The sequence below is a fragment of the Streptomyces sp. NPDC048338 genome (assembly GCF_043201055.1).
Classification (GTDB): domain Bacteria; phylum Actinomycetota; class Actinomycetes; order Streptomycetales; family Streptomycetaceae; genus Streptomyces.
In genome coordinates, this window is the sequence record NZ_JBICYQ010000026.1 from 1 (window position 1) to 20,294 (window position 20,294).

Annotated in this window: 17 protein-coding genes; 9 read left to right on the forward strand and 8 right to left on the reverse strand. The window is 73.5% G+C overall.

The window, feature by feature from the left end:
* Nucleotides 1–422 precede the first annotated feature (422 nt).
* Together ACGFZF_RS37085 and ptsP are read left to right on the forward strand one after the other, a co-directional pair.
* Entirely contained in the window at nt 423–872 is a 450-nt protein-coding gene (locus ACGFZF_RS37085) for a PTS glucose transporter subunit IIA (RefSeq protein ID WP_147977021.1), read from the forward strand.
* Between the two features lie 83 nt (nt 873–955).
* Nucleotides 956–2,626 (forward strand): phosphoenolpyruvate--protein phosphotransferase, encoded by a 1,671-nt coding sequence (gene ptsP / locus ACGFZF_RS37090; protein WP_393561704.1) that lies wholly within the window; start codon nt 956–958, stop codon nt 2,624–2,626.
* Between the two features lie 81 nt (nt 2,627–2,707).
* On the opposite strand, the gene ACGFZF_RS37095 is transcribed toward ptsP, so the two are convergent.
* Together ACGFZF_RS37095 and ACGFZF_RS37100 are read right to left on the reverse strand one after the other, a co-directional pair.
* Nucleotides 2,708–3,601 carry a hypothetical protein gene (locus ACGFZF_RS37095; protein ID WP_393561706.1) on the reverse strand — a complete coding sequence of 298 codons (894 nt, stop codon included), beginning with the start codon at nt 3,599–3,601 and terminating at the stop codon, nt 2,708–2,710.
* 22 nt (nt 3,602–3,623) lie between these two features.
* Nucleotides 3,624–4,901 carry an MFS transporter gene (locus ACGFZF_RS37100; protein WP_393561708.1) on the reverse strand — a complete coding sequence of 426 codons (1,278 nt, stop codon included), beginning with the start codon at nt 4,899–4,901 and terminating at the stop codon, nt 3,624–3,626.
* A 47-nt stretch (nt 4,902–4,948) separates the two neighbouring features.
* Here ACGFZF_RS37100 and ACGFZF_RS37105 point away from each other — a divergent pair, with 47 nt between their 5' ends.
* Nucleotides 4,949–6,268 (forward strand): aminotransferase class I/II-fold pyridoxal phosphate-dependent enzyme, encoded by a 1,320-nt coding sequence (locus ACGFZF_RS37105; protein ID WP_393561710.1) that lies wholly within the window; start codon nt 4,949–4,951, stop codon nt 6,266–6,268.
* Between the two features lie 79 nt (nt 6,269–6,347).
* A complete protein-coding gene (locus tag ACGFZF_RS37110) occupies nt 6,348–6,914 on the forward strand; it encodes a DUF4291 domain-containing protein (protein WP_393561712.1) in 567 nt (188 codons plus the stop codon).
* A 95-nt stretch (nt 6,915–7,009) separates the two neighbouring features.
* Here the strand turns inward: ACGFZF_RS37110 and ACGFZF_RS37115 are convergent, their stop codons facing one another.
* Complete coding sequence (locus ACGFZF_RS37115; RefSeq protein WP_393561714.1) at nt 7,010–8,980, reverse strand: acetoacetate--CoA ligase; 1,971 nt, start codon at nt 8,978–8,980, stop codon at nt 7,010–7,012.
* A 216-nt stretch (nt 8,981–9,196) separates the two neighbouring features.
* On the opposite strand from ACGFZF_RS37115, the gene ACGFZF_RS37120 reads away from it, so the two are divergent.
* A complete protein-coding gene (locus ACGFZF_RS37120) occupies nt 9,197–11,554 on the forward strand; it encodes a TIM-barrel domain-containing protein (RefSeq protein WP_393561716.1) in 2,358 nt (785 codons plus the stop codon).
* Nucleotides 11,555–11,686: 132 nt separating this feature from the next.
* Here the strand turns inward: ACGFZF_RS37120 and ACGFZF_RS37125 are convergent, their stop codons facing one another.
* A complete protein-coding gene (locus ACGFZF_RS37125; RefSeq protein WP_393561718.1) occupies nt 11,687–12,187 on the reverse strand; it encodes an NUDIX domain-containing protein in 501 nt (166 codons plus the stop codon).
* A gap of 59 nt (nt 12,188–12,246) precedes the next feature.
* Here ACGFZF_RS37125 and ACGFZF_RS37130 point away from each other — a divergent pair, with 59 nt between their 5' ends.
* From ACGFZF_RS37130 to ACGFZF_RS37140, 3 genes are all read left to right on the forward strand, one after another.
* Nucleotides 12,247–13,056, forward strand: a complete 810-nt coding sequence (locus ACGFZF_RS37130; protein ID WP_393561720.1) for a M15 family metallopeptidase — start codon at nt 12,247–12,249, stop codon at nt 13,054–13,056.
* Nucleotides 13,057–13,216: 160 nt separating this feature from the next.
* On the forward strand, nt 13,217–13,738 hold the full coding sequence (locus ACGFZF_RS37135) for a Zn-ribbon domain-containing OB-fold protein (protein ID WP_393561722.1): 522 nt from the start codon (nt 13,217–13,219) through the stop codon (nt 13,736–13,738).
* The gene (locus ACGFZF_RS37140; RefSeq protein ID WP_393561724.1) at nt 13,735–14,922 is read left to right on the forward strand and encodes a lipid-transfer protein; all 1,188 of its coding nucleotides are present in this window, start codon (nt 13,735–13,737) and stop codon (nt 14,920–14,922) included. Before ACGFZF_RS37135 ends, ACGFZF_RS37140 begins: the two co-directional genes overlap by 4 nt.
* A 114-nt stretch (nt 14,923–15,036) precedes the next feature.
* Here the strand turns inward: ACGFZF_RS37140 and ACGFZF_RS37145 are convergent, their stop codons facing one another.
* The 4 genes from ACGFZF_RS37145 to ACGFZF_RS37160 are packed head-to-tail and all read right to left on the reverse strand — an operon-like array spanning nt 15,037 to nt 19,297.
* The gene (locus ACGFZF_RS37145; protein WP_393561726.1) at nt 15,037–15,642 is read right to left on the reverse strand and encodes an ATP/GTP-binding protein; all 606 of its coding nucleotides are present in this window, start codon (nt 15,640–15,642) and stop codon (nt 15,037–15,039) included.
* Nucleotides 15,623–16,036, reverse strand: a complete 414-nt coding sequence (locus tag ACGFZF_RS37150; protein ID WP_393561728.1) for a DUF742 domain-containing protein — start codon at nt 16,034–16,036, stop codon at nt 15,623–15,625. The genes ACGFZF_RS37145 and ACGFZF_RS37150 overlap by 20 nt, the downstream gene beginning before the upstream one ends.
* Nucleotides 16,037–16,049: 13 nt before the next feature.
* Nucleotides 16,050–16,484: a roadblock/LC7 domain-containing protein gene (locus ACGFZF_RS37155; RefSeq protein WP_147977032.1), complete on the reverse strand. Its 435-nt coding sequence runs from the start codon at nt 16,482–16,484 to the stop codon at nt 16,050–16,052.
* Nucleotides 16,481–19,297, reverse strand: coding sequence for a nitrate- and nitrite sensing domain-containing protein (locus tag ACGFZF_RS37160; RefSeq protein ID WP_393561731.1), 2,817 nt, complete (start codon nt 19,295–19,297; stop codon nt 16,481–16,483). The genes ACGFZF_RS37155 and ACGFZF_RS37160 overlap by 4 nt, the downstream gene beginning before the upstream one ends.
* 413 nt (nt 19,298–19,710) lie before the next feature.
* Between ACGFZF_RS37160 and ACGFZF_RS37165 the strand changes: the two genes are divergently transcribed.
* Complete coding sequence (locus tag ACGFZF_RS37165; RefSeq protein ID WP_393561733.1) at nt 19,711–20,133, forward strand: hypothetical protein; 423 nt, start codon at nt 19,711–19,713, stop codon at nt 20,131–20,133.
* Nucleotides 20,134–20,294: the final 161 nt, after the last annotated feature.

The window sequence follows — 20,294 nt, forward strand, 5'->3', positions numbered from 1 at the left end:
TCGGTCTTTCGTGTTTCCAGCTTAGCAGATCCGATTTCCGTTTCTGCCACCCGCTGGAGCGGGCTGCCTTTCGGGAATTCGCTTTCGCGCTTTCCCTTGCGGCGGGGTCAAACACTACCAGGCTTTTCCGGCCCTCCCGACCACTCCCCCTGCGGGCATGCAGAGGTGTAGACCACTGGGGTTAGGATCTGGCTTGATAGGTGCTGCGGACCCACGACTCAGAGTCGCGTTGGGGTCACGCAGGAGTACGACAGTACATCCCACCGTCAGTAGAGGCAAATCGTTTCGGGGTAGTCGTAGGTCCGCCAACTGGTACATCTCGTGCGGAACCTGGACTTCCCATGACATACGCTTCTGAACAGTACGCCGTCCAGGACAGGCAGTGACGGCGCCACTCCATCTCCGCCCCTGGGAGGCTTCCCATGACAACCGTGACGTCGCCACTCGCTGGACGCGCCATCGGTCTTGCCGCTGTACCCGATCCCGTCTTCTCCGGGGCCATGGTCGGTCCGGGTACCGCCATCGATCCCGTACGTGAGCCGTCGGAGGCGGTGTCCCCGGTCGACGGCGTCATCGTCTCTCTTCACCCGCACGCCTTCGTCGTCGTCGACGGTGAGGGGCACGGCGTGCTCACCCACCTCGGCATCGACACCGTCCAGCTCAACGGCCAGGGCTTCGAGCTGCTCGTCGCCAAGGGGGACACCGTGACGCGCGGACAGGCCGTCGTGCGGTGGAACCCGGCCGACGTCGAGGCCGCCGGCAAGTCCCCCATCTGCCCCGTCGTGGCCCTGGAGGCCACGGTCGACTCCCTCTCCGACGTCGTCGAGAGCGGCGACGTCAAGGCCGACGACGTCCTCTTCGGCTGGAGCTGACGCGGGCGCCGTCCACGTGACGGCCCGGAGTTCGACATTCAACGCGGCGGCCGGGGTGCCGCCGCTCTATCGGAGACGGTGAGATGGAGACAACGCTGCGAGGCGTCGGCGTGAGCCACGGGGTGGCCATCGGCGAGGTACGGCACATGGGTACGGCGGTGCTCGAGCCGCCGGCCAAGCAGATTCCCGCCGAGGAGGCGGAGCGCGAACAGGGGCGCGCCCGTCAGGCCGTGGAGGCTGTGGCTGCCGATCTGATCGCGCGCGGCAACCTGGCCGGTGGCGAGGCTCAGCACGTGCTCGAGGCCCAGGCCATGATCGCCCAGGACCCGGAGCTCATCGCGGACGTCGACCGCCGGATCGCGGTGGGCAGCACCGCGGAGCGCGGTATCTACGACGCGTTCTCCCACTACCGCGAGCTGCTCGCGGGTGCCGGCGAGTACATGGCCGGGCGGGTCGCCGACCTCGACGACGTGCGGAACCGTATCGTCGCCCGGCTGCTCGGCGTTCCGATGCCGGGTGTGCCGGACAGCGACGAGCCGTACGTGCTGATCGCGCGGGACCTGGCTCCCGCCGACACGGCGCTGCTCGACCCGGCGCTGGTCCTGGGCTTCGTGACCGAGGAGGGCGGGCCCACCAGCCACAGCGCCATCCTCGCGCGGGCGCTGGGCGTGCCGGCCGTGGTGGCGCTGCCCGGGGCCGGTGAGATCGGTGAGGGCACGGTGATCGCGGTGGACGGCTCGACGGGCGAGATCTTCGTGAACCCGAGCGAGGACAAGAAGGCGACGCTGACCGCGGCCGCCGCCGAGCGCAAGGCCGCGCTGTCCGCTTCCAGCGGTCCGGGCGCGACCTCGGACGGGCACAAGGTGCCGCTGCTGGCCAACGTGGGCGGCCCGGCGGACGTGCCGGCCGCGGTGGAGGCCGGGGCCGAGGGCGTCGGTCTGTTCCGCACGGAGTTCCTCTTCCTGGACGACAGTGCGAAGGCTCCGTCCGAGGAGAAGCAGGTCGAGGCCTACCGGAAGGTCCTGGAGGCGTTCCCCGAGGGTCGTGTCGTGGTGCGGGTGCTGGACGCCGGCGCGGACAAGCCGCTCGACTTCCTGACGCCGGCGGACGAGCCGAACCCGGCGCTGGGCGTGCGCGGTCTGCGGTCGCTGCTGGACCACCCCGAGGTGCTGCGGACCCAGCTGACGGCGCTGGCGAAGGCGGTCGAGGGACTTCCGGTGTACCTGGAGGTCATGGCTCCGATGGTGGCCGACCGCACGGACGCCAAGGCCTTCGCCGACGCGTGCCGTGAGGCGGGGCTGCGGGCGAAGTTCGGCGCGATGGTGGAGATCCCGTCGGCCGCGCTCCGGGCGCGCTCGATCCTGCAGGAGGTGGAGTTCCTGTCGCTGGGTACGAACGACCTGGCGCAGTACACCTTCGCCGCCGACCGGCAGGTCGGTGCGGTGTCGCGGCTCCAGGACCCGTGGCAGCCCGCGCTGCTCGACCTGGTGGCGCTGTCCGCGGAGGCCGCCAAGGCCGAGGGCAAGAGCTGCGGCGTCTGCGGCGAGGCCGCTTCGGATCCGCTGCTCGCGTGTGTGCTGACGGGTCTGGGTGTCACCTCCCTGTCGATGGGTGCGGCGTCGATTCCGTACGTGCGGGCGACGCTGGCGAAGTACACGCTGGCGCAGTGCGAGCGCGCCGCCGCGGCGGCGCGTGCGGCCGACACCGCCGAGGAGGCCCGTGTGGCCGCGCAGGCGGTGCTGTCCGGGGAGTGATCCCGGCCGGTCGGAGATCGAAGGGGCTTCCCGTCACGTCGTGGCGGGGAGCCCCTTCGTCGTGCGCGGGGCCTTGTGCCGTCAGTGGTGGGTGGGGTGGTCGTCGTCGGGGGCGAGGGGGAAGCCGGCGCGGTAGTCGACGTGGGGTTCCGGGGAGACCGGTTCGCCGGTACGGGCGTCGGTGCAGTAGGCGCTGAAGACCTCGGCCTCGGTGAGGGGCACGAGGGCGCCCCGGAGCAGGCGCCAGCCGTGGAGGCGGTCGCGGGTGCCGGGGCGGCTGGTGCGCAGGACGAGTCCTCCCGGGCTGTCCAGGGCGATGCCGGCGGCGAGGACGGTGACGAACTCGGCGCCCGCGCCGCTGTCGAGGCGGGCGGGTCCGTCCTCGTCGCAGGCGGTGTGGAGGACGGCGAGGAGCTGCTCGTCCCGTGCGGGGACGCTGCAGACGAGGTGGTGGGTGCCGGGGCCGGCCGCTTCGAGGAGGGACATCAGGAGCCGCGAGGCGCGGTCGAAGGCGGCGTGGCCGATGTCCTCGCCGCAGTCGGCGCAGTCTCCGGTGTCGGTGAGGAGCATCGTGGCGTACTCCCAGGTGGCGCGGCGGACGGCGGCGTCGACGAGGGTGGGGACGAGGGTCGTCATGGGCTGGCCGGTATAGGGGACGCGGATGCCGGTGGCGGCCAGTTCGGCGGTGTAGCGGCTGCGGCTGGCGGGGTGGTCGGGGTCGAGCCCGGTGTCCCGGCAGTAGCCGGCGTACTCCTCGGGGTCGAAGAGGGCGACGGTGGTGTGCCCGCCCTGGCCGGCGAGGCTCTTGAGGAGGGCCTCGACCTGGGCCAGGTAGGTGGGGTGGTCGTCGAAGGTGAAGGTGCCGTACCGGCGCATCGCGGCGAAGTCGTCCTCGTCGGCGAGCAGGCCGACGGTGCTGGGTACCTCGCGGCGCAGTGCGCGGCGCATGGACGTGGTGGTGGTGCGGCGTGTCATGTCTCCCCCTGGGCGCTGCCGATCATTGCTCACTCACCGTAACCGCGGGCACTGACAGTGACGGCTTGCGGAGGCCCCGGCTGACGACGCGGTGCTGTCCGCCGCACATCGCCACGAGGCCGGCGCCGAGGACCGCCCAGGCCAGCGGGCCTGCCGCGATCACTCCGGTGAGCAGCAGCGGGCCGCCGAAGCGCTGGGTGGCGACGGCGAGGCCGTGGACGCCCAGATAGGCGCCCTGGGCGTCGTCGGGGGCGAGGGCCACGGAGAGTTCCCACGAGGCGATGGCGTGGAGCATCTCGACGAAGGTGAGGGCGAGCGCCGCCACGACGAGGGCGGTGACGGCGAGGCCGCGTCCGCCGAGGGCGGAGACGGCCAGGGCGGAGGTGCCGAGGGCGAAGAGGGCGGCGAGGGGCAGGAGGAGGCGCCGGGCCGCGTCGGTCGAGCCGCCGAAGCGGGCGAGCGGGACCTGGAAGAGGACGACGAGCACGCTGTTCATGACGAGGAGCAGCGGGGCCAGGCCGGCGGGGGCGGCGGTGGCGTGGACGATCCAGAGCGGCAGGGCGACCTGGAGGATCGTGTCGTCGAGGCAGAGCACGGCCTCGGTGCCGGTGAAGAGGAGGAAGGTGCGGTCGCGCCAGGGGCTCGTGGGCCGGGCGGGCGGGGCACCGGTGGTGGAGTCGGCGGCGATGCGGGAGGCGGGCGCGGGGGGTTCGGCGCAGCGGAGGGTGAGGGCGGCCATCGCGACGTAGGAGAGGACGTTGCCGATGAGCAGGAGTCGGTAGGCGGTGTCCGTGCCGGCGGCGAGGGCGGCGGCGGCGCCGAGGCCGCCGAAGACCCAGCCGAGGTTGCCGACGGTGCGGTTGATGGCCTGGTAGCGGACGCGTGCCGGGCCGGCGACGCGGGTGGCGTAGAGCTTGGTGAGGACGTTGGTGCCGCGGTCGGGGAGGGCGCCGACGGCCGAGTAGAGGATGAGGAGCGCGTAGTGGTCGGTGGTGAGCAGGGCGAGGAGGGCCGCGGAGCGCAGGAGTTGGGCGGCGATGAGGACGCGGGTGACGGGGAAGCGGTCGGCGATGCGCCCGGCGAGGGGGGCGCCGGCGATGCCGGCGGCGCCGGACAGGCCGACGAGGAGGCCGACCTGCGCGATGCCGAGGCCGGAGACGTAGGTGAAGTAGAGGGCGATGGAGGTCGCCCAGAGTCCGGTGCCGCACTTGTCGATGAAGCTGATGACGAGCATGCGGCGGCCGTCGAGGCCTCCTGGGACGTTCTTCTTCCAGGTCGCCCAGCGCGATCGCAGGTCCACCGTTTTCCCCCTTGACCTCAGTTATGTATCAATACATACTTCGTTACGTGGTAGCACAATATTCGATCACCGGGACGACGGCCAAGGGGATTGCCGCGTCCGTCGAACGGGGAGTGGCCGAGGGCGCCTTCGGTCCGGGTGACGCCCTTCCCCCGGTACGCAGGCTCGCGGACGGTCTCGGCGTCAGTCCGGGCACGGTCGCCACCGCGTACAAGGAGCTGCGGCAGCGGGGCGTCGTGGTGACGCGCGGCCGCGGCGGGACCGTCGTCGCCGAGGCGCCGGCCGTCGCCTCGCGCCGACCGCCGCGGGTGCCGACGGGGCTCGTCGACCTGGCGGGCGGCCATCCCGACCCCGCCTTCCTCCCGGAGCTGCGGCCCCCCTCACTGGTGCGGCCGGTCTTCGGATCCCACCGGGCGGCGCCCCGGCTCGGCCGGCTGGAGGAGCTGACCCGCGCCTGGTTCGAGCGGGACGGGGTGCCGGCCGAGCACGTCACCTTCGCGCACGGGGCGCTGGACTGCATCGCGCGCCTGCTGTCCACGGAACTGCGCCCCGGGGACGCGGTGGCGGTGGAGGACCCCGGCTTCCACCACCTCCTGGACCTGGTGCCGGCGCTCGGTCTGCGCATGGTGCCGGTCGCCGTGGACGGGGAGGGGCTCGTGCCGGACGCCCTGCGGGCGGCGCTGCGGGCCGGCGTACGGGCGGTCGTGTGCAGTCCGCGCGGCCAGTGCCCGACGGGTGCCTGCTTCACCGAGGCCCGGCGGGACGAGCTGGTCGCGGTGCTCGCGGACTTCCCGGAGGTCCTCCTCGTCGAGGACGACCACAACGCGGACGTCGCGGGAGCGCCGGCGGCGACGCTCGCGGCGGCGGGACTCCCCCGCTGGGCCCAGGTGCGCACGGCGTCCAAGCACCTGGGGATCGACCTGCGGTGGGCCGGACTGGCCTGCGACGGGGTGACACTGGCACGGCACGACGGACGGATGCTGATGACGTCCGGCTGGGTCAGCCACGTCCTGCAGGAGACGGTGGCCGGGCTGCTCGCCGACCCGGCGGTGAGCGCGCTGGTGGCGGACGGCGCGGCGGCCTACACGGTGCGCCGGGCGGCGCTCGTCGACGCGCTGGCCGGGCACGGGATCGCGGCGGTCGGGGCCAGCGGGCTGAACGTGTGGGTGCCCGTGGGCGACGAGTCGGCCGTGGTCAACGGACTGCGGACGCAGGGGTGGTGGGTCGCGGCCGGCGCCCGGTTCCGGATCGCGTCCGGGCCCGCGGTGCGCATCACCACCTCGACGCTGGAGGCGGCGGACGCGGCGCGGCTCGCCGCGGACTTCGCGGCGCTGCGGGGCGAGGCGCAGGCGACGTACGGGGGCTGAGGCCGGACACCGTGCGCCCCCGGCGGTGAGGCGAAAATCGGCTCGCGGCGCCGGCGGACCGGATGGCAGGGTGCGGCGCATGACGCCCCGGTATCAGATCCGTGCCGACTACGACGCCCGCACGATCGTGGTCTATCAGGCGTACCCTCCTGCCATCGCCGACGCGGCACTGCGGGCGGGCCGCTTCGTCGCGCCGTTCTCGTTCCACCGGATGACGTGGATCAAGCCGTCGTTCATGTGGCTGATGCACCGCAGCAACTGGGCCCGCAAACCGGGCCAGCAACGTGTCCTGGCGGTGCGGATCACTCGGGAGGGCTGGGAGGAGGCCCTGTCCCAGGCCGTGCTGACGACCGCAGACCCGGCGGCGGTGGCCGAGGCAGCCGTACATGTCCAGTGGGACCCGGAACGTTCACCGCGCGGAGCGGCACTGAACCACTACAGCATCCAGGTCGGCATCGGCCGCCACCTGATCCGCACGTTCACCGACGAATGGATCGTCGGTCTCACCGACCTCACCCCCCAGGTCCGCAAAGCCTCGGCACTGATGCAGACCGGGCACGCCACCAAGGCTCACCGGCTGTTTCCCACCGAGCGCACCTACCCCGTGCCGCAGACGCTGCACGACGTCGTCCCCCCGGGCAGATGACGGGAAACGCGTGAGGGGCCATCCACGGGCCGGCGCCGCTGGGTCCCGGATCCCCCGCCCCGCGGCCGCTTCGGCGCGCGGGGCGGGAACGCGGGTCAGGCGCGCCGGGTCCGGGCGAGCTCCTCGTAGAAGTGGAGGAGGCTCAGGTCGTCGACCGACCCCGGGTTGACGGCCTTAGCCAGCGGGGTGCCCTGGAGCAGCCGCTTGACGGGGACCTCGATGCGCTTGCCGGTCAGCGTGTGCGGGACGGCGGGCACCTCGATGATGTCGTCCGGGACGTGGCGCGGGGAGAGCTCGCTGCGGATCGTCCGCTTGATGCGGGCGATCAGGTCCTCGTCCAGCGACGCGCCCTCGGCGAGGTGGACGAAGAGCGGCATCCAGTAGCCGCCGTCCGGTTCCTCCAGGCCGATCACCAGGGACTCGCGGATCTCGGGGAGGCGCTCCACGGCCTCGTAGATGTCCGCGCTGCCCATCCGGACGCCCTGGCGGTTCAGGGTGGAGTCGGAGCGGCCGTGGATGACGACCGAGCCGCGGTCGGTGAGGGTGATCCAGTCGCCGTGGCGCCAGACGCCGGGGAACATCTCGAAGTAGCTGTCCCGGTAGCGGCTGCCGTCCGGGTCGTTCCAGAACCTGATCGGCATGGACGGCATCGGGTTGGCGACGACGAGTTCGCCGACCTCACCGGTCAGCGGCTTGCCGGACGGGTCCCAGGACTGCAGGTCCGTGCCCAGGCCGGCCGCCTGGAGCTCGCCGATGTGCACCGGCAGGGTGGGGACGGCGCCGGCGAAGCAGGAGCAGACGTCCGTGCCGCCGCTGACGGAGGCGATCCACAGGTCCTCGCGGACCTCGTCGTGCAGCCAGCGGAATCCGTCGGGCGGCAGCGGGGAGCCCGTGGTGGCGACGCACCCGATCCTCGACAGGTCGAAGTCGCGGGACGGGTGGACGTCGGCCTTCGCGCAGGCCATGACGTAGGCGGCGGAGGTGCCGTAGAGGGTGGCGCCGGTGCGTTCGGCGATCCGCCACTGGGCGCCGGTGTCGGGGTAGCCGGGGCTTCCGTCGTAGAGGACGACCGTCGTGCCGGTGAGGAGACCGGAGACGAGGAAGTTCCACATCATCCAGCCCGTGGAGGTGTACCAGAAGAACACGTCCTGCGGCCCGAGGTCGCAGTGCAGGCCCAGCTGCTTGAAGTGCTCGATCAGGATGCCGCCCTGGGACTGCACGATCGCCTTGGGCAGGCCCGTCGTGCCGGAGGAGTACAGGACCCACAGCGGGTGGGAGAAGTCCACCTGCTCGAAGACCGGCTCCACGTCGGCCGAGGTGAGGTCCGACCAGGCCAGCGCGCCCTCGGGCGTCTCCGTGCCGAGCAGCGGGATGTGGACGACGGCCCGGAGGGTGGGCAGCTCGGCGCGCAGCTCGGCGACGGTGGCGCGGCGGTCGTGTTCCTTCCCGCCGTAGCGGTAGCCGTCCACGGTGAACAGCACGACCGGCTCCACCTGCTGGAAGCGGTCCAGGACGCTGCGCGCCCCGAAGTCCGGCGCGCACGACGTCCACACCGCGCCGACGGCGGCGGTGGCGAGGAAGGCGGTGACGGCCTCCGGGATGTTGGGCAGGTAGCCGCTGACCCGGTCGCCGGGGCGGACGCCGAGGGCGCGCAGCTCGGCCGCGAGGGAGCCGACGCCGCGGCGCAGCTCGGCCCAGCTGATCGGCGTCGGCTCGTGGGTCTCGTCCACATGGAGCAGGGCGGCGTCGTCGGGGCGCTCGGCTGCGGCGCGCAGGGCGTGCTCGGCGTAGTTGAGGGTCGCGCCGGGGAACCAGCGGGCGCCCGGCATGGCGCGGTCGCCGAGGACGCGCTCGTACGGGGTCGAGAACCGGATGTCGAACCACTCGGCGACGGCCTGCCAGAACGTCTCCAGCTCGTCGACCGACCAGCGGTGCAGGGCCGGGTACCCGCCCTCGGCCGGAGCTCCGTGGCGCTCGGCGGCCCAGGACTGGAACCGGGTCACCGCGGCTGCGGCTACGCGCTCCTCGTCAGGCTGCCAAAGCGGCTCGAACTGCGCTGATGTCATTGGGTCGGCTCCCTGGCTGTACGCGGGGTCTGCGTGTGTCGCGCGCACGTGCTGGGGTGTGCGCGTGACGCGGCTGACAGGGACGATGCCATGTGATCGTCTTTCGCACCAGGGCTCCCCGCCCATGGTCGGGCAGCTGAATATGTGCTCCCACCACGGGTGAACGGCAGTTGAACGGACCTCGCCCGCGGTAGGCCGAATGGCAGGGTGATCGTCATGGACGGTCGTGAGCTGGTGCGTTCGATGAAGGTGTTCGGATCGGTGCAGGGGTTGCGGGCGGTGCGTTCGGCCTGGCGGCAGCGGCGGGCCGACGCCCGGGGGCTGGAGCCCCGCGGGCACGAGCGGGCCCGGGTGCCGGGGCCGGTGGAGGCGGCGGAGCCCGCGCCGGGCGGCGGCGTCGTCCGGTTCGCCAGGTCCTGGCTGCGGATCGTCGTGTCTGCCGGGGGGACGGTCTTCTGGGGCTGGGACGGGGCCGGGCCGTCGCCCTCGTACGCGCTGGCCGGCGACCCGCCGGAGCCGGATCCGCGGGCGGTGCTGGAGCCGGACACGGACGGCGGCTGGCGGGTGGTGTCGGAGCGGGTGACGGTCGCCGTGTCGCGGCACGGTGCGGTCGAGGTCAGGACGCCGGGCGGGGTGGTGCTGCGGCGGGACCTGCCGCCGCGCTGGTGGGAGCCGGCCGAGGGCGGTCCGGCGCGCTGGGTGCAGCGCAGCGAGGTGCCGGCGGACGCGCGGTTCTTCGGGCTCGGCGGGCGGGCCTCGGGACCGCGGCTGCGGGACGGTTCGTACCGGCTGTGGAACACCGACCCCAAGGGGGGCTTCGCGCCGGGCGACGATCCGCTCTACATCACGATGCCCGTGCAGTTCGTCGTCTCGGACGCGGGCACGCACCTGGTCTTCCACGACAACTCCTGGGACGGGCGGGTCACCCTCGCCGAGGGAGAGGAGGGCGCGGGGTCCGGGCACGACCGGCCGGGGACGAGCGAGGTCCGGATGGGCGGCGGGCCGCTGCGCTGCTGGGTCGTGGTCGGCACCCCCGCGCGGGTCCTGCACGGCTGGGCGGCCCTGACGGGCGCCCCCGCGCTGCCGCCGTCCTGGGCGCTGGGGCCGCAGCACGCGCGGTGGGGCTTCGGCAGCGAGCGCGAGGTACGGCGGGTGGCGGACGGCTACCGGGACCGGGACCTGCCGCTGTCCGTGCTGCATCTGGACATCGACCACTACGACGCGCACCAGGTGTTCACGGTCGACCGGGAACGGTTCCCGGACCTTCCCGGGCTCGCCGCCGAGCTGCGGGAACGGGGGGTGCGACTGGTGTCGATCGTGGATCCGGCGGTGAAGGCGGAGCCGGGGAACGCGGTGTACGACAGCGGGGCGGCGGCCGGCGCCTTCGTGCGGGACGCGCGGGGCGAGGAGGTCCGCGGCGTGGTGTGGCCGGGCGACTGCGCCTATCCGGACTTCACCGATCCGGCGGTGCGGGCATGGTGGGGCGGCCTGTACGAGGAGCGGCTGGCGCAGGGCTTCGCCGGGTTCTGGCACGACATGAACGAGCCGGTGTCGTTCACCCCGTTCGGTGATCCGACGCTGCCCCGCTCGGCCCGCCACGCGCTGGAGGGCCGAGGCGGCGACCACCGTGAGGGCCACAACGTGTACGGGCTGGCGATGGCGCGGGCCGGGTACGAGGGGCTGCGCCGGCTGCGTCCGGACGAGCGGCCGTTCCTCTTCTCCCGTTCGGGCTGGGCGGGGATGCAGCGGCACGGCGGCACCTGGTCGGGCGACGTGTCGACCGGGTGGCCGGGGCTGCGGGCCTCGCTGTCGCTGGTCCTGGGGCTCGGACTGTGCGGGGTGCCGTACTCGGGGCCGGACGTGGGGGGCTTCGACGGGAGCCCGTCGCGGGAGCTGTTCCTGCGGTGGTTCCAGCTGGGAGCCTGGCTGCCGCTCTTCCGTACGCACGCGGCGATCGACGCGGGGCGGCGGGAGCCGTGGGAGTTCGGGCCGGAGGTGCTCGGCCACGCGCGCGCGGCGCTGGCCGAACGGGAGCGGATGCGGCCGTACTTCGTCACGCTCGCGCAGCTCGCGCGGCTGACCGGGGCGCCGTACGTGCGGCCGGTGTGGTGGGGAGCGCCGGAGGACCGGGCGCTGCGGGACTGCGAGGACGCGTTCCTGCTGGGTGACGGGCTGCTGGTGGCGCCGGTGCTGGCGCCGGGCACGGAGCAGCGGGCGGTACGGCTGCCGCGCGGGAGCTGGTACGACACGGCGACGGGGCGGGCGTACGAGGGTCCGGGGCAGGTGCTGCTCGACGCGCCGCCGTCCCGGATCCCGGTGCTCGCGCGGGCCGGTGCGGTGATCCCGGTGCGGGGCGAGGACGGCGGGCTGGAGCTGGAGGTGTGGGCGCCTCCGGCGGGGCGGACCGGCGGCGGGCTCGTCGTGCGGGACACCGGGGACGGGTGGGAGCCCGGGGTGATCGAGCGGTACACCTCCCGGCTGCTGGACGGCCGGGTGGTGGTGGAGCGGGTCACCGACGAGGGGGCGGTGGAGGTGGGTCTCCCGGTACGGGTGCGGGGCGGGGCGGCCTCGTGAGTCGCCCGGAGGCCGGGCGGAGCGGGCCGGCGCGGGGGCAGGGGCCCTGCGGGAGGTGACGGACCGGGGGTCGGGGGCCGGGCGCCGGGTGCGCCGTCCGGATCCGGGCCCCGACCTGCCCCGCTTCGCCCGTCAGTCGTACATCCCGGCGAACCAGCGGCGCGCGGCCTCGGTGTGGAGCGGGAAGGCGAGCTCCGCCGGGGCGCGCAGCAGGTGCCAGCCGGTCGTCTCGTCGGTGGGGAACGAGGCCGGCAGCGCGGCGGTCGGCCGTTCGGGCAGCAGGCCGAAGACGAGCAGGTGGCCGCCCGGGGAGCTGAGGACGTCGGCGAGCCGCACCTCCCCCGCCGGCGCCTCGATGCCGGTCTCCTCGCGCAGTTCCCGTACGACGGCGCCCTGCCAGTCCTCGGCGTGGTCGATGAATCCGCCGGGCAGGGCGACTCCGCCGCGCTGGGGTTCGATCGTGCGGGTGATGACGACAAGTCCCTTTCCGTGCTCGTCCGTTGCCGGGAGGAGTGTCACGGCGACGGGCAGCGGGTTGCGGTAGGCGACCTGGCCGCAGGCGGGGCACGTACGGGGCCAGGAGGCGGCGTCCCCGTAGGAGGCGCCGCAGTGGGTGCAGTGGGAGTCCTTCACGACGCGACCGTATGCGATCACCCTTTCCCGTGCCCCGGAGAACCTGATAGACGGTGCACATGACAGGACTTGCAACCGCTTTCCGCGCCCTCGGCGCCCTGGCCGTCGCCGGACTGCTCGCCGCCACCGCCGCGGTACCGTCCGCGCAGGCCCGACCGGAGCCGAAGGCCCCCGAGGAGTTCGTGGCGCTGAGCTCGGTGGACCGGACGATCCTTCAGGAGATGCGCTACACGACACCGCACAACTTCACCGGTGTGCCCATCGACGGCTACCGGCAGCCCCTGTGCATCCTCACCCGTCCCGCCGCGGAGGCGCTGCACCGCGCCCAGGTCAGGCTGCGGGCGCAGGGCTACTCGCTGAAGGTCTACGACTGCTACCGCCCGCAGCGGGCCGTCGACCACTTCGTGCGCTGGGCGAAGGACCTGGACGACGAGCGCATGAAGGGCGAGTTCTATCCGCTGGTCGACAAGTCGAGGCTGTTCGCGGACGGTTACATCGCGGAGAAGTCGGGGCACAGCCGGGGATCGACGGTGGACCTGACCGTCGTGCGGCTGCCGGCCGCGCCGACCCGCCGCTATCTGCCGGGCGAGAAGCTGGTGGAGTGCTACGCCCCGCAGGCCGAGCGCTTCCCCGACAACTCGGTCGACATGGGCACCGGCTACGACTGCTTCGACACCCGCTCGCACACGGACGACCCGAGGATCCAGGGCGTGCAGCGCGCCAACCGGCAGCTGCTGAAGGGGACGCTGGCCGCCGAGGGCTTCGTCAACCTGCCCGAGGAGTGGTGGCACTTCACCTTCAAGCCGGAGCCGTTCCCGACGACCTTCTTCGACTTCCCGGTCGCGCGGCGGTCGGTGGCCGGGCACTGACGTCCGGAGGGTGACGGGCGGGCGGCCGGGACCACCCCCGTGGGTCCCGGCCGCCGTTCCGGCAGGAAGGACGCAGCGGAGGCCGGAACGGTTCTCAGGTCCTCCCATCCATGGCACACTTCTGACGATCCGTCAGATCTGATGCTCGGGGAGGGCCGTCGTGACACGGACGCGCAGACCGGTGGTGGCCGGATGGTTCACCGACGGCGACGGCGACGGCCGGGAGCGGGAGGAGGGCTTCGCACTCCTCGGCACCCGCTGCACCGCCTGCTCCTCGGTGTTCTTCCCCCGCGAGGACTCCTGGTGCCGCAACCCCGGCTGCCCGGGCGGCGGCGAGCTGGTCGAGACCCCGCTGTCCCGGCGCGGCGTCGTCTGGTCGTACACCGACGGCCGCTACCGCCCGCCCGCGCCGTACGTCTCGGACCCCGACGCGCCCTGGGAGCCGTACACCCTGGTCGCGGTCGAGCTGGCGGACGAGGCGCTGGTGGTCCTCGGACAGGCGGCACCCGGGGTGCGCACCGCGGACCTGGCCGTCGGCATGGAGGTCGAAGCGGTGCCGGGCGTCCTGAACGAGGACGACGCGCACATCTGGACGACCTGGCACTGGCGCCCGGTCGGCACCCGCGGGCCGGCGGCCGGGACGGACCGGGAGACCGGCGGGGCCGGGGAGGCGGGCGCGTGAACGACATCGCGGTGATCGGCGCCGGAATGCACGCCTGGGGCAAGTGGGGGCGGAGCTTCGTCGAGTACGGGACGGCCGCCGCCCGCGCGGCGCTCGCCGACGCCGGGATCGGCTGGCGGGACGTCGGCGCGGTGGTCGGGGCGGACACGGTCCGGGGCGGATATCCCGGGTACGTGGCGGGAGCGACGTTCGCGCAGGCACTCGGATGGCAGGGGGCGCGGGTCACCAGCGTGTACGCGGCCTGCGCCTCGGGAGCGCAGGCGGTGAACACCGCGCGGGCGCAGATCCTCGCCGGGATGGCGGACGTGGTGCTGGTGGTCGGCGCGGACGCCGCGCCGAAGGGGTTCTTCGCCCCGGCGGGCGGGGACCGGCCGGACGATCCCGACTGGCTGCGCTTCCGGGTCCTCGGGGCGACCAACCCCGCGTACTTCGGCCTCTACGCCCGGCGACGGATGGCGCTGTACGGGGACACCGTGGAGGACTTCGCCCAGGTGAAGGTCAAGAACGCGGCGGCCGGGGCACTCAACCCGCTGGCGCGGTACCGGACGGCGGTGAGCGCGGAGGAGGTCGCGGCCTCCGCCGTCGTGGCCGATCCGCTGCGGCTGCTCGACATCTGCGCGACCTCGGACGGGGGCGCCGCACTGGTGCTGTCCAGCATGGACTTCGCCCGGCGGCACGGACACCGGGAGCCGGTCCGCATCCGGGCGGTCTCCACGGTCACCCCGACCTACCCGAAGGCGGTGCTCGACCTGCCGGACATCGCCACCGACTCGGCGGCGGCGGTCGCCCCCGCGGCGCACTCGTTCCGCGCGTCGATCGCACGGGCCGCGTACGAGGAGGCGGGGCTCGGACCCGAGGACCTGTCGCTGGCCGAGGTGTACGACCTCTCCACGGCGCTGGAGCTGGAGTGGTACGAGGACATCGGCCTGTGCGGGGCGGGCGAGGGGGCGAAGCTGGTGCGGGAGGGTGCCACGGCGCTCGGTGGGCGGATCCCGGTGAACACCAGCGGGGGTCTCGCCTCCTTCGGGGAGGCGGTGCCGGCGCAGGCGATCGCGCAGGTCTGCGAGCTGACCTGGCAGCTCAGGGGCGCGGCGGGCAGCCGTCAGGTGGCCGGGGCGCGGGCCGGGATGACCGCGAACCAGGGGCTGTTCGGGCACGGGTCCGCCGTGGTGGCGGTGCGCTGAGGGCCGCGCGCCGCACGCCGTCGCGCTGCGCCCGCGGAAGGCCCGTACCGCCACCACGTGGGGTACGGGCCAGGGCTCCGGGCGCGGTGTCCTGTCGGGGCGACAGGACACCCCCTACGTCGTGGCCGGCTGGCGGCCCCGGTCGGCCAGGATCATGGCGTGCTCGACGACCGCCACCAGCACGTTCTTGACGGACTCCCGGTCGCGGGCGTCGCACATCAGCAGCTCGACCTCCGGATCCAGGTCGAGCGCGCCGCGCACGCTCTCCGCCGGGAACCGCTGCGCGCCCTCGAAGCAGTTGACCGCCACGGTGAACGGGATGCCGCGCCGCTCGAAGTAGTCGATCGCGGCGAAGCTGTCCTCCAGGCGCCGGGTGTCGGCCAGGACGACCGCCCCGAGCGCGCCCTGCGCCAGCTCGTCCCACAGGAACCAGAAACGATCCTGCCCGGGGGTGCCGAAGAGGTACAGGACCAGGTCCTCGCGCAGCGTGATCCGCCCGAAGTCCATGGCGACCGTGGTGGTCGACTTGTTCTCCACCCCGTGCAGATCGTCGACGGGCCGCCCCGCCTCGCTGAGGATCTCCTCGGTGCGCAGCGGTCTGATCTCGCTGACGGCGCCGACCAGGGTCGTCTTGCCCACGCCGAAGCCACCCGCGACCAGGATCTTCAGCGTCACCGGCTCGACGAGCGGCTTCTTGCGGCTAGAGCGCCCGAAGGCCATTGATCACCTCGCGGAGAATGCTCACGTCCGGCAGCTCGGCCGGCGGAACGGGGCGGGTCACATGGACGAGTTCGTCCTCGACGAGATCGCCGACCAGGACCCGGACCACCCCGACGGGGAGGTCGAGTCCGGCGGCGAGTTCGGCGATCGACTGGGGTGTCTCGGAACAGCGTTCGACGATCTCCACGTGTTCCGGGGAGAGCGTCTGGTCGCGACCGGGGTCGTCGGCGGCCGGTTCGGGCACCACGACGGCGATCAGGTCGAGACGGTGGCGGGTGGCGGCGCTCGTCCGCCCGCGGGTCATCGCGTACGGGCGGACCACCGGCCCGGCCTCGTCGTCGAACCAGTGGTGGGTCCGGACCGGTCCCTGGGCGTGCTGGTCTGCGTCAGTCATGCCGTCGCCCCACTCATCCTCCGGCGGACAGGCCCGCGCGCGGTGCCGTGGTGAGGTGGGCGCCGACCCGCTTGACCATCAGCGTCATCTCGTAGGCGACCTGGCCGACGTCCGAGTCCGCGTCCGCGAGCACGGCGAGGCAGCTGCCGTCGCCCGCCGCCGTGACGAAGAGGAAGGCGTCCTCCAGCTCCACCACGGTCTGGCGGACCCTGCCGGCCTCGAAGTGACGGCCGACGCCCTTGGCGAGGCTGTGGAAGCCCGAGGCGACGGCGGCGAGGTGCTCGCCGTCCTCGCGGGTCAGGTCCTGCGAGGCGCCGGTGGCGAGCCCGTCGCTGGAGAGCACCAGGGCCTTGCGGATGGAACCGACGCGCTGGACCAGCTCGTCGAGGAGCCAGTTCAACTCCCCGTTGCCGTTGGTGTGCGGTGCTGCGGCGTTCGGTGCGGTCATCGACCGTCCCCCTCCGGTGTGGTTCCTGGTGCTGTCGTCTCGTCGTTCTGCTGTCGTCCGCGCTGCCAGCCGCGCTGCATGGAGGCCATGCGGCGGCGTACCTCCTCGGCGTCGCGCTCGAAGTCGGCGTCCGCGGGTCCGCCGGCCGGGTCGCCCCCGGTGTGGGCGGGCGGCTCGTCGGCGCGGTCGCCCGTCGCCCGCAGCTGGGGCGCGAGGCTGGCCTGGCGGACCCGGCGGGGCAGTCCGCCGAACGGGGCGGGGCCCTCCGGCGGTACGGGGACGAGGGTGGGCGGGGTGTCCCGTTCCGGGCCCGCCGGGGGCTGCGGGGCGAGCGGCCGCTCGGCCTCCCTGTCGGCCCCGGGTCGGGCGGGCTCCGTCGCGTCGAGCCGGCGGCCGTGGTCCACCACGAGCGTGGGCTGGCGACGGCGGGGCAGCGGTACGGGCGCGCCCGGCGCCGCGCGGCCGGCCTGCGGGACCGGGCCGGTCCGCGGTTCGACGGCGCGGCCCGCGGGTGTGTCCGCCGAACGACCGGACCGCTGTTCCGCCGCCTGCTGGTGCTGTTCCCGGGTGGCCGCCGGACCGATACCGCCGCGCCTGCGGTGCTCGCGGGCACGGAAGATCCCGCCGCGTTCGCTCTCGGTGTCCTCCAGGTCCGCGGAGGTGTCGGCGAGCTCGTCGAAGGCGGTGCCGCCGAGGGGTGCCTCCAGCTCCACGGGTCCGTCGATGGGGCCCTCCCGGAGCGAGGGGGCCGGGTGGCGGGACGGGCCGGAGGGGCGGTGTGCGGTGTCCGGGACCTTGGTCAGCACCGGCCGCCGGGCGGGCAGTTCGGGTACGTCGCCGCCGGCCTTCTCGTGCTCGGCGCCCCGCGCGGGCTCCAGGCTCTTGCGGTCCAGGCGGAAGCCCGACCCCTGCGTCTCGGGGGCGTCGGTGAGCAGCGCGGCCGGGATGAAGACCACCGCCGTGGTGCCGCCGTAGGGCGAGGTCTGGAGCGAGACGCGGACGTTCTGGCGCTGGGCCAGCCGGCTGACCACGAAGAGGCCGAGGCGGTCGGTGTCGGAGAGCTCGAACTCGGGGGTCTCGGCGAGGCGCAGGTTGGCGTCGAGCAGGGCGTCGGGGTTCATGCCGAGGCCGCGGTCGTGGATCTCCAGGGTGAAACCGTTCGCGACCCGCTCGCCGAGCACCTGCACGGCGGTGTGCGGGGGTGAGAACACCGTGGCGTTCTCCAGGAGTTCGGCGATCAGGTGCGTGAGGTCGGCGACGGCCGGACCGCCGACCCCGAGCCGGGGCAGACGGCGCACCTCGACGCGCTCGTAGTCCTCGACCTCGGCGACGGCCGCCCGCACGACGTCCATCAGCTGGACGGGCTTGCGCCACTGCCGGGAGGGCGCGGCGCCGGAGAGGATCACCAGGCCCTCGGCGTGACGGCGCATGCGCGTGGTCATGTGGTCGAGCCGGAAGAGGTCGGCGAGTTCCTCGGTGTCCTCGGTGCGGCGCTCCATGCTGTCGAGGAGGGTGAGCTGGCGGTGCAGCAGTACCTGGTTGCGGCGGGCGAGGTTGACGAAGACGTCGGAGACGCCGCGCCGCATGTCGGCCTGCCGGACGGCCGCTTCGACGGCGGCGCGCTGAAGGGTGTTGAGGGCCTGGCCGACCTGGCCGACCTCGTCGTCCTCGTACCGCAGGTGGGGCACCTCGGTCTCGACGTCGACGTGCTCGCCGGCGGCGAGGCGGCGCATGACGCTCGGCAGGCGGACGCCGGAGACCTCCTGGGCCTCCTTGCGCAGCCGGCGCAGGTCGCGCACGAGTTCGCGGCCGATCCGGACGGACACGATGACGGAGACGAGCAGGGCGAGGAAGCCGAGGACGCCTGCGACGCCCGCCTTCAGCAGGACGCTGTACGCGGCGGGCTGGACGCGGTCCTGGTAGCGGTCGCCGGCCGCGGTGTTGTCGCGGGCGAGGTCGTCGAGGACGGGGGTGGCCCGTTCCTCCCAGCGCTCGGGCGTGACGGTGCGCGGGCGCTCGGTGGCGCCGGCGGTGATGAGGTCGTTCTCGGCCTTGCGCAGCGGGGCGGTGGCGGGGCTCTGCCAGTACCGCTCGAAGCGCTCGCGTTCGGACGCGGGCAGGACTTCGAGGCTGACCTCGTAGAACTGGCGGCGGTTCGCCACGAGGTCCGAGACCGCGCGGACCTCCTCGGCGGTGACGCGGTCGGCGATGAGGGCCGAGACGACCAGCGCGTCCTCGCGGGAGAGGAGTTCCCGGGCGCGGACGACGCCGACGAGGGCGCGGCCCTGCTTGTCCATCTCCACGTTCTCAAGAGCGTGGAGGGTCATGAGGAAGGCGTAGCAGGGGTCGACGAGCCGGTTGTAGTAGTCGAGGGCCTGGATGCGGCCGACGCTGCGGTTCTCCACGGTACGGCGCAGCGAGTCGAGGCCGTCGAGAGCCTGGAGCAGGGAGTTGAGCCGCTGCGAGGCGAGCGGGCGCATCTCCTCGCGGACACCGGAGTCCGCGGCGTTCGCCCGGATGAGGGCGATCTGGCGGTCGGTGGCCTCGCGCTGCTCGCGCAGCGCGGTGAGGGCGTCGGAGGCGCGCGGGTCGGCGAGGTAGACGAGGGACTGCCGGCGTTCCCTCTGCAGGACGCGGGCGGTGTCCTCGATGGGGTAGCCGACCTTCTCGACGATGTAGCCGACGTCGAGGAGCTGGTCCGCCTCGCGGCCGGTCAGCACCGTCGCGAAGCCCCACAGTCCGGTCAGGGAGACGAGCGGCACCAGCAGCAACGCCACGATCTTCCGGCGGATGGACTTCCCGCGAAAGCGCATGGCCTCCCCCAGCTCGGCCTCCGCCCGGTGCGGAGGTCCTCCACAGCGACGTCCGGCGTCAACACACGGCGTCGACCTTCGATTTCAACAAACGGCGGCGCGAGCCTACTACTGCATCACGGCCAACTCGAAGGCGTGTCCGGACGATTTTCAGCCTCCCGAGTGAGCGTTGATCATGAGATGTCCTGGTATTCGGGGAGTTGGCATTCTCCGGTGTGGCGCAGGACACCTGGTCGGACGTCACTTTCTCTGCCATGGGAGATGGCTGGAAGTGTTCCTTCCGGTGAGAAAGCGGGGAAACCTTTTCGCCCTCACGATCGTCTTTGTGTACGGGGAGCGGCATGCCCGCGTAAATCGACGCAAGCGGGGCAGCCACCCTGAAGACGTTCAGGGTTGTGGGGAGTGACGGAGCAATGGAGTACGAGGCGCGGTCGGCGCGACAGTTGTGGGTGGAGGACGAGAAGGCCAGGCGTCGCCTGCCCGATCCGGTGCGGACCGCCGCCGTACGGGCCCTGCTGCTCACGTCGGTGACGCTCATTCAGGGAATGGTGGCCTTCTTCGCCGCCGTCACGGGTTCGTGGCTCGCCTTTCCGACGCTGCTGACGTCGGTGGGCAGCACGGTCGTGGCGACCTGGAGCGTGCTCGACGTCTGGGTGACACGGCAGGTGTGGCGGCAGCGCAACGGCGTGGTGTCGGAGCCCAGCAGCACGGCACGGCAGTTGCGGCGGGAACGGCGGCAGGCCCGGAAGACCGGGCAGGCCCCGGCGGGCGAGCGGGCCTCCGGGCCGGCGGGGTCCCGGCGCCCCGAGACGGCGAGCATCCCGAAGGCCGCCTGAGCACGGCGGCTCACCGGTCGACGCGACCGGAAATGCGGTCGGGGGGGGGGGGGCGGCCGGGGGGGGGGGGGGCCGCCGGGGGGGCGGGGGCCCCCCCCGCGCCCGGCGGCCCGGCCGGGGGCGGCGGGGGCGGGGCCGGGGCCCGGGGGGCCCGCATCGCG